The following is a 9048-nucleotide window of genomic DNA, read 5'->3' on the forward strand; positions in this document are numbered from 1 at the left end:
GTGGTGAATCATCGCCAATCGCCGGTACGCGGACTTGAGCACCTTATCGTCGGCGGTGCGTTCCACTTCGAGCAATTCGTAGAAATCGACCTCGGTTGCCATCAAGCCGCCCTAACCGTCACCGGACCAACCCCCGCTGGACCCATTTTGCACAACGCCGAACCAGAACCGCCACCCGCGCGCAAACGCGAGTGGCGGTTTTTGGTCATCGAAGGCGATTAACCCTTGTTGTCGTCGACTTCGGAGAACTCGGCATCGACCACGCCGTCATCGGGCTTGGCCCCATGACCGCTATCGCCGCCGGCACCGCCGGGCGCTGCCGAGGCGGCCTGCTCCTTCTCGTAAATCGCCTGGCCCAGCTTCATCGCCACTTCGGTCAGCGCCTGAGTCTTGGCGGTCATCGCATCGACATCGCCGCCTTCGATCGCGGTCTTGGTCTCGGCGATCGCGGCTTCGATCTCACCCTTGAGGCCCGCGTCGATCTTGTCGGCGTGTTCCTCAAGCTGGCGCTCGGTCGCGTGGACCAGGCTTTCGGCGTTGTTCTTCGCCTCGGCCGCGGCGCGCCGCTGCTTGTCCTCTTCGGCGAACTTTTCGGCGTCACGAACCATCTGGTCGATGTCGCTGTCCGAAAGGCCGCCGCTGGCCTGGATGCGGATCTGCTGTTCCTTGCCGGTGCCCTTGTCCTTGGCCGAAACGTTGACCAGGCCGTTGGCGTCGATGTCGAAAGTGACCTCGATCTGCGGCACACCACGCCGCGCGGCCGGAATGCCGACCAGGTCGAACTGGCCGAGCAGCTTGTTGTCGCCCGCCATCTCGCGCTCGCCCTGGAACACGCGGATCGTGACGGCCTGCTGGTTGTCCTCGGCGGTCGAATAGACCTGGCTCTTCTTGGTGGGGATCGTTGTGTTGCGATCGATCATGCGCGTCATAATCCCGCCCAGCGTCTCGATGCCGAGCGATAGCGGGGTTACGTCGAGCAGCAGCACGTCCTTGACGTCGCCCTGCAACACGCCCGCCTGAATGGCAGCGCCCATCGCCACGACTTCGTCAGGGTTCACGCCGGTATGCGGTTCCTTGCCGAAGAATTCCTTCACCATTTCACGCACGCGCGGCATGCGGGTCATGCCGCCGACGAGCACGACTTCGTCGATGTCCTTGGCGGTGAGCCCGGCATCGGCGAGCGCCTTCTTGCACGGTTCGAGCGTGCGCTTGATCAGGCTTGCGACCATCTTTTCCAGATCGGCGCGGGTGATCACTTCGACGAGATGGAGCGGCGTGGTGCTGCCGCCTTCCATGCGCGCGGTGATGAACGGCAGGTTGATTTCGGTGGTCTGCGCCGAGGACAGTTCGATCTTGGCCTTTTCAGCGGCCTCTTTCAAACGCTGAAGCGCGAGCTTGTCGCTGCGCAAGTCCATGTTTTCCTTGGCCTTGAACTTGTCCGCAAGGTATTCGACGATGGTGATGTCGAAATCTTCGCCGCCCAGGAACGTATCGCCGTTGGTCGACTTCACCTCGAACACGCCGTCACCGATTTCGAGCACCGAAATGTCGAAAGTGCCGCCGCCAAGATCATAGACCGCGATGGTCTTGCCGTCGTCCTTGTCGAGCCCATAGGCGAGTGCAGCCGCTGTCGGCTCGTTGATGATGCGCAGCACTTCAAGGCCGGCGATCTGCCCGGCGTCCTTGGTCGCCTGGCGCTGCGCGTCGTTGAAGTAGGCGGGCACGGTGATGACGGCCTGCGTGACGGTTTCGCCAAGATACGCCTCGGCGGTTTCCTTCATCTTCTGCAGCGTGAACGCCGAGACCTGCGAAGGGCTGTAATCGGTGCCGCCGGCCTTGACCCAGGCGTCGCCATTCTTGCCCTTGGAGATCGTATAGGGGACAAGCTTCATGTCCTTTTGAGTCATGGGATCGTCATAGCGGCGGCCGATCAGGCGCTTGACCGCGAAAATGGTGTTATCAGGGTTGGTGACCGCCTGGCGCTTGGCCGGCTGCCCGATCAGTCGTTCACCGTCCTTGGTGAACGCGACGATCGAGGGCGTGGTGCGCGCGCCTTCGGAATTTTCGATGACCTTGGGCTTGCCGCCATCCATCACTGCCACGCAGCTGTTGGTCGTACCCAGATCGATGCCGATTACTTTTGCCATGATATCCCCGTCTTCCTTGCGTAGTGAGACGCCGCCCGCCTGGGTTCCCCGGTAAGGGCGAACACCAGTCCGGTAATGGTCCGAACGGCTCCGATGGGGGGCGATATAGGTGTGGTTGCGCTTGGCACAAGGGTTTGGTGTGGCTAGTTGGCCGCAGGTCCACAACCACGAAGGAACCTTCCACCCATGAACCGTAACCGCATGTCTTCAGGGCTGATCGTACTGGGCGCGATGGCGTTGGTGCTGGCCAGTTGCGGCAAGGCGCCCAAGGACGCGCCGAAGGATGCGCCCGCAGATGCCGCTTCCGCCAGCATGGCGCCGGTCGCCATCGGACCGATCGGCACGCCGGGCATCGCGCTGACCGATGCTGTGATCCAGTTGCCGTTGGTTTCCGGCAATCCGGGTGTGGCCTATTTCAAGGTGAGCCAGGTGTCGGGCGCGGCCCGCAAGCTGGTGGGCGTTACGGTCGATGGCGCCGCCCGCGCCGAAATGCACGAGAGCAGGACTGCCGGCGGAGTCAGTTCGATGGACGAGGTGAAAAGCGTGGCGATCGAACCGGGCAAGGGCGTCGAATTCAAGCCTGGCAGCTATCACGTCATGCTGTTCGAAGTGGAAAAGGCGCTAAAGCCCGGCATGACCCGCGAATTGACCGCCACTTTCGACAATGGCGACAAGACCACCGTCCTCGCCAAAGTCCAAAGCGGTACCGGCGACGGCGCGCCAATCGATCACATGGATCACATGTGATCGCGCCAGACCGTCATTGCTGCGCGCCGGGTAGCGAGCGCCCGCTGACCGGGGGCGAGATCGCGCTGGCGGAAAGCATGTTCGGATCGGCACTCGATCCATCTGGCGTGATGATCCGGCGGAAGCGCTGGTTCCCGCTCCAGCCGCGCACCACCGTGATGGCGCCGTGCGGGCATATCCACTTTCACCCGCGCGCCAGCGTCTATCGCGACGATTTCAGTGCCGAAGCACTGCCGTTGCAAGCGCTGTTCATCCACGAAATGACGCATGTGTGGCAAACGCAGGTGCGTGGACGCTGGTACCTGCCCTTCGCGCGGCACCCGTTCTGCCGCTATCGCTACACGCTCAAGCCGGGCAAGCCGTTCGACTCTTATGGCATCGAGCAGCAGGCCGAGATTGTGGCGCATGCCTTCCGCGCCCGGTTCGGCGGCGTGGCGCGCGACGAACTCGAAGCGATCCTGCCCTTCTAGAGTGCAGCCAGATCGATCGGCCCATTGCGATCGAGCCGGCTCTCTGCCTCGGGCATTGGATACTTGAGCCCGGTCGCGCAGTTGAACAGCACCACCTCGTCATCACGATCGACCAGGCCGTCACGCACGGCATTGCGCCACGCCGCCAAAGTCGCGCCGCCTTCGGGGCACAGCAGCAACCCATCCTGCCGCGCGCAATCATCCACCGCGCGCAGCGTATCGATATCGTCCACCGCCAGTGCCTTGCCGCCGCTTTCGCGCACCGCGCGCAGGATCAGGAAATCTCCGACCGCACGCGGCACGCGGATGCCCGCCGCCACGGTATGCGCGTTTTCCCAGCGCTCGGCATGCTCGACGCCCTCATCGAACGCCTTGACGATCGGTGCACAGCCGCTGGCCTGAACCGCGAACATCTTGGGACGTTCGGACCCGATCCAGCCAAGTGTTTCCAGTTCGGCAAAAGCCTTCCACATGCCGATCAGCCCGGTTCCGCCGCCGGTCGGGTAGAAGATCGCCTTGGGCAGCCGCCAGCCGAACTGCGCGGCCAGTTCCAGGCCCATCGTCTTCTTGCCCTCGATCCGATACGGCTCCTTGAGCGTCGAGAAATCGAACCAGCGCCCTTCCGCGGCGCCCTTCCCAACGATCGCGCCGCAATCATCGATGAGCCCGTTGACCCGCCACACCCGCGCGCCTTGTGCGGCGATTTCGCGCACGTTGATCTCGGGCGTATCGTCGGGGCAGAGCACGATCGTCTCGATCCCCGCGCGGCTGGCATAGGCCGCCAGCGCCGCGCCGGCGTTGCCGTTGGTGGGCATCGCGATCCGAGTGACGCCCAATTCCTTGGCCATCGCCACCGCCATCACCAGCCCGCGCGCCTTGAACGATCCGGTCGGCAAGCGCCCCTCGTCCTTGACCAAAACGTTTGGACCGCCCGAAACCGGGATCGGCACCAGCGGCGTCTCGATCTCGCCCATGCTGACGATGTTGGCCGCCTTGCGCACCGGCAGCAACTCGCGCCAGCGCCACAAGTCGGTCGGCCGCGCAGCCAGGCCATCGCGCGACAGCGCGGCCTTCACACCATCGAGATCATACCGCACCAGCAACGGCCGCCTTGCGCTGGACAAGCCATGCAACCGGTCCGCCTCGTACCGCTCACCCGTGATGGAGCATTCGAGGTGGGTGACGAACGAAGCCCGCTCGCTTGTCAGGTTCTCAGCGAAAGGGCGGTCCATCGGATCAATCGGGCTTCTTCGCCACCACCACCATCGCGGGCCGCAGCAGGCGGTCCTTGATCATGTAGCCGGCCTGCAATTCCTGGATGATCGTGCCCGGTTCGGCATCGGCGGTGGGCATTTCCATCATTGCCTGGTGCTGGTGCGGGTCGAGCGGCAGGCCCTTCGAGGCGATGCGGGTGATGCCGTGGAGCCCGAACACCTTCTCGATTTCGCGGCCCGTTGCCTCCAGCCCGGTGACCAGCGCCTTCAGCCGCTCATCCTCACGCAATTCGGCGGGGATCGCCTCCAGCGCGCGGGTCAGGTTGTCCGAAACAGACAGGATATCGCGCGCAAAGCCGGTTGCGGCATAAGCGCGCGCGTCGACCATGTCCTTTTCGAGCCGGCGGCGCACGTTCTGCGTCTCCGCCTTGGCGTAAAGCACCTCCTGCTTCGCGGCGTCGACTTGTTCGCGAAGGCTGGCCAGTTCTGCGGCTTGCGCATCGGCGGCAGCTTGCGCCTCGCCTTGTTCGGCAGCGGCGGCGAGGTCCGCTCCGGCCAGTTCCTCGTCAGCGGGGCGCGTGTCATCCTGCATCATTGTGGGTATGTCCGTCCTGTTCGAATTCGTGAAGCGCCGTTAGCGCCCGAAGCCCAGTTTGCCCAGCGACTGGCCGAGATACTGAGCGGTGAAATCAACCATGGGGACAACGCGCGCGTAATTCAACCGCGTGGGACCGATCACACCGACCACGCCGACCACCCTTCCCTCGTGATCGCGCCAGGGCGAAGCGATCACCGACGAGCCCGTCAACGAGAACAGCCGGTTCTCGCTGCCGATGAAAATCCGCGTGGCCTGCGCCTCACGCGCGGCATCGAATACACCCGCGATCGATTCGATGTTTTCCAATTCATCAAGCAGTTGCCGTACCCGCTCCAGGTCGCCCAGAGCCGCCTCGTCGAGCAAATTGGCCTGGCCGCGCACCACCAGCACCGGGCGCCGCGTGGCATCCTCGCTCCACACCGCCAACCCGCGCGCCACAAGATTGCGGCTGGCGGCATCGAGCGCCGAACGATCATCGGCGATCTCGCGCCGAACTTGCTCGACCGCTTCGGCCAGCGTCCGCCCGGCAAGCTGCCGCGTCAGATAATTGCCCGCCTGTTCGAGCGATGACTGCGAGGCGCCAGACGGCAAGTCGATCACGCGGTTCTCGACATTGCCGTCCTCGCCCACCAGCACCGCCAGCGCGCGGCCAGGCGAGAGCGGCACGAAGGCCAGTTGCTGCAAGCGTGGCTCGCGGCGCGGCACCATGACCACCCCCGCCGCCGCCGAGATTTCCGAGAGCGCGGACGAAGCCGCCGCGATCGCCGCCTCGATCGTGCCGCCTTGCGCCAGGCCGCGCTCGATCTGCGCGCGTTCGGCCTGCGTAGGTTCGGCGACTTGCATGATCCCGTCGACGAACAGCCGCAGGCCCACGTCGGTCGGCAGACGCCCCGCGCTGGTATGCGGCGCGGCGAGCAGCCCCGCGTCCTGCAATTCCTGCAAGACCGAACGGATCGACGCCGGCGACAAGTTGACCCCGCCTGACCCCGCAAGCGTCTTCGACCCCACCGGCTGCCCTCTGGCGATATACCCCTCAACCACCAGCCGAAAGATATCTCGCGCGCGGTTGCTGAGTTCGTTGAGCGGGGGGGCGGGCATTAGCGTATCTTGAATCCCACAATCGGATCGAAGAGACGCAAATCCGTCTCAATGAGGTCTTCTGCGGCTCGAACGCGGCGTTCAGCGGAAGGAACCGGCGGATCTTTGCAATTACCGGTCCCGAAGACCCGCCAATCGTTTGGATTGGATGTCGCAAACAGAATCCCGGCTGAGCCAGAGTCATAAATATAACGCTTGCACGTTTTCTGGTCATCGCCAGCTATATCAGACATGTGCTTGATTTGATAGAAGCTTATTGATCTAGCCTCAAGCGGTTCAACCAAACGCAGCGCGCGTTCGTACAGTGCTCGTTTTCCGGTCCATGAGCGAGTTTTTGCTAGCGCAATATTGTCCTCTGGCATCGGCTGTTCAATCGCTATCACGTTTCCGGCCTGAGTTATCGTTACTTCGATCGAGGTTCGTGGAAAGTCCCACTGCCCCCCGAAAAATATGAAATGCATAGCCCGTATATGATGTTTCGGACTCCCGGCCAGCCAAGAGTCGCATTGCGAACGCTGGCCTGCCACACTATTTTTCAGCCATACCAGTCTGTTTGTTAGCGTAAATTGCCCAGCCGGTCCGACATAACAGTCGTGATCCCTCGCCTCGCTGACAGCCATCCACGCAAACGCCGCCGCCAAAATCGTCAGCACTGAAATCGGCGGGCTCAGCCTCACGGCAATCCTCCTTGGCTCTCCGGTCTATCGTGCCTATGGGCATCGGGCAAACTCCCAAAGGAACTCTTATGCGACCTTCCGGCCGCGCGCCTGATGAAATGCGCGCCATCGATATCCAGACCGGCTTTACCAAGCACGCCGAAGGGTCGTGCCTTGTCTCGTTCGGCGATACGCGCGTGCTCGTCACCGCCAGCGTGGAAGAGCGGTTGCCGCCGTGGCTGCGCGGAAAGGGCGAAGGCTGGGTCACGGCCGAATACTCGATGCTTCCTCGTGCCACGCACACCCGCGGCAGCCGTGAAGCCGCCAAGGGCAAGCAGAGCGGGCGGACGCAAGAAATCCAGCGGCTGATCGGGCGGTCGTTGCGCGCGGTTACCGACATGAAGAAGCTGGGCGAGCGCCAGATCACGCTCGATTGCGACGTGATCCAGGCCGATGGCGGCACCCGCACCGCGTCGATCTCGGGCGCGTGGGTCGCGATGCGGCTGGCGGTGCAGAAGTTGATGGACGCCGGCGCGATCAAGGACGATCCGCTGACCGAGAAGGTCGCGGCGATCTCGTGTGGCATCCACCAGGGCGTGCCGGTGCTCGATCTCGATTACATTGAGGATTCGGGCGCCGATGCCGATGCCAATTTCGTGCTGATCGAAGGCGGCAAGATCGCCGAAGTCCAGGCCACCGCCGAGGGCGCGACTTACGACGAGGAAGCGTTGCTGCGCTTGCTGCGCCTGGCGCGGCTGGGCTGCGGGCAGATCTTCGAGGCGCAGGCCAAGGCTGTGCTGCGGTGAAATCGATCGGTTCGGGATCGCTGGTGATTGCCACGCACAATGCGGGCAAGCTGCGCGAAATCCAGGCCTTGCTCGCGCCGTACGGGGTGCAGTGCATCTCGGCGGGCGCGCTGGGGCTGCCCGAACCGGTCGAGAGCGGAACAACCTTTGTCGAGAACGCGCTGATTAAGGCGCGCGCGGCGGCGGAGGCGGCGCAATTGCCCGCGCTGGCCGATGATTCCGGGCTGTGCGTCGATGCACTGGGCGGCGCTCCGGGGGTCTATACCGCCGATTGGGCCGAAGTCGGGCGGCATGAAGGTGCTCCGGGCGCGGCGCCGGGCAGCCGTGACTGGTATCTGGCGATGGGCAAGGTGGAGGGCCGGTTGGCGAAGCTCGGGCCGTTCGCGCCGCGCAGTGCGCACTTCGCTTGCGTTCTGGCGATCGCTTGGCCCGATGGCGATCATGCGGTGTACGAAGGCAAGGTCGAGGGTGAACTGACCTGGCCACCACGCGGCGCGCTGGGCTTCGGGTACGATCCGGTGTTCGTACCGACCGGACGGGTGCAGACGTTCGCCGAACTCGATCCCGCCGAAAAGCACAGCATGAGCCACCGCGCCGATGCCTTCGCCAAGCTGGTGGCGGATCAGTTCGCGGGGCGCTAGAACGGGCCATGTCGCTCGCGCTTTATATCCATTGGCCGTTCTGCCTTTCCAAATGCCCGTATTGCGACTTCAACAGCCATGTCCGCGAGGGCGTGGACGAATCCGCCTGGAAGGGCGCGCTGCTGGCCGATCTGGCGCATGAGGCGGCGCTGACTGAGGGCCGCGAGCTTGGCTCGATCTTCTTCGGCGGCGGCACGCCCTCGCTGATGCCGCCCGCCACGGTGGCAGCGCTAATCGAGGCGGCGAGGCGGCACTGGCAGTTCGCGCCCGATATCGAAATCACGCTTGAGGCCAATCCCTCGTCGGTTGAAGCGGCGCGATTTGCCGATCTGGCGGCGGCGGGGGTGAACCGGGTTTCGCTGGGGCTGCAATCGCTCGATGACGAGGCCTTGCGGTTCCTCGGACGGGCGCACGATGTCATCGAGGGACTGGCCGCGCTGGACACCGCGCAGGCCAATTTCGCTCGGGTCAGCTTCGATCTGATCTATGCGCTACCCGGCCAGACCGCCGCGCAATGGGAGGCTCAACTGGCCCGCGCGCTGGGTTTCGGCACCGGGCATCTGTCGCTGTACCAATTGACGATCGAGCCCGGCACGCGGTTCGAGACGATGGTGCGGCTCAAGCAATTCACCGAATTGGACCCTGATCTCGCCGCCGATCTGTTCCTGCTG

General features: G+C 64.0%; 11 protein-coding genes. 5 read left to right on the forward strand and 6 right to left on the reverse strand.

The features are described 5' to 3' along the window. Positions 1–102: DnaJ domain-containing protein (locus Q0R16_RS05175; RefSeq protein WP_295633050.1), on the reverse strand; the 102-nt coding region annotated here is incomplete at its 3' end. 116 nt (positions 103–218) lie between these two features. Next, positions 219–2147, reverse strand: coding sequence for a molecular chaperone DnaK (dnaK, locus tag Q0R16_RS05180; protein WP_295633022.1), 1929 nt, complete (start codon positions 2145–2147; stop codon positions 219–221). A 186-nt stretch (positions 2148–2333) separates the two neighbouring features. On the opposite strand from dnaK, the gene Q0R16_RS05185 reads away from it, so the two are divergent. Both Q0R16_RS05185 and Q0R16_RS05190 read left to right on the forward strand, forming a co-directional pair. Continuing rightward, positions 2334–2894, forward strand: coding sequence for a copper chaperone PCu(A)C (locus Q0R16_RS05185; RefSeq protein ID WP_295633025.1), 561 nt, complete (start codon positions 2334–2336; stop codon positions 2892–2894). Positions 2895–2971: 77 nt separating this feature from the next. Then, positions 2972–3364: a vgr related protein gene (locus Q0R16_RS05190; protein WP_295633053.1), complete on the forward strand. Its 393-nt coding sequence runs from the start codon at positions 2972–2974 to the stop codon at positions 3362–3364. On the opposite strand, the gene Q0R16_RS05195 is transcribed toward Q0R16_RS05190, so the two are convergent. From Q0R16_RS05195 to Q0R16_RS05210, 4 genes are read right to left on the reverse strand one after another with little or no spacing between them, the layout of a single operon-like run. Continuing rightward, a complete protein-coding gene (locus Q0R16_RS05195; RefSeq protein ID WP_295633028.1) occupies positions 3361–4596 on the reverse strand; it encodes a threonine synthase in 1236 nt (411 codons plus the stop codon). The two genes, Q0R16_RS05190 and Q0R16_RS05195, sit on opposite strands and share 4 nt — an antisense overlap. Before the next feature lie 4 nt (positions 4597–4600). Then, the gene (gene grpE, locus Q0R16_RS05200) at positions 4601–5173 is read right to left on the reverse strand and encodes a nucleotide exchange factor GrpE (protein WP_295633031.1); all 573 of its coding nucleotides are present in this window, start codon (positions 5171–5173) and stop codon (positions 4601–4603) included. Positions 5174–5212: 39 nt separating this feature from the next. Beyond that, complete coding sequence (gene hrcA, locus Q0R16_RS05205) at positions 5213–6274, reverse strand: heat-inducible transcriptional repressor HrcA (RefSeq protein ID WP_295633034.1); 1062 nt, start codon at positions 6272–6274, stop codon at positions 5213–5215. Continuing rightward, a complete protein-coding gene (locus Q0R16_RS05210) occupies positions 6274–6951 on the reverse strand; it encodes a hypothetical protein (protein WP_295633037.1) in 678 nt (225 codons plus the stop codon). The genes hrcA and Q0R16_RS05210 overlap by 1 nt, the downstream gene beginning before the upstream one ends. 68 nt (positions 6952–7019) lie before the next feature. Between Q0R16_RS05210 and rph the strand changes: the two genes are divergently transcribed. The 3 genes from rph to Q0R16_RS05225 all read left to right on the forward strand — a co-directional run. Then, positions 7020–7736, forward strand: a complete 717-nt coding sequence (gene rph / locus Q0R16_RS05215; RefSeq protein ID WP_295633040.1) for a ribonuclease PH — start codon at positions 7020–7022, stop codon at positions 7734–7736. Continuing rightward, positions 7733–8377 (forward strand): RdgB/HAM1 family non-canonical purine NTP pyrophosphatase, encoded by a 645-nt coding sequence (gene rdgB, locus Q0R16_RS05220; RefSeq protein ID WP_295633043.1) that lies wholly within the window; start codon positions 7733–7735, stop codon positions 8375–8377. The genes rph and rdgB overlap by 4 nt, the downstream gene beginning before the upstream one ends. Before the next feature lie 8 nt (positions 8378–8385). Continuing rightward, on the forward strand, positions 8386–9048 hold a 663-nt coding region (locus tag Q0R16_RS05225; RefSeq protein ID WP_295633046.1), incomplete at its 3' end, for a coproporphyrinogen-III oxidase family protein.

Source organism: Novosphingobium sp. (genome assembly GCF_025351285.1).
Taxonomy (GTDB): Bacteria; Pseudomonadota; Alphaproteobacteria; order Sphingomonadales; family Sphingomonadaceae; genus Novosphingobium.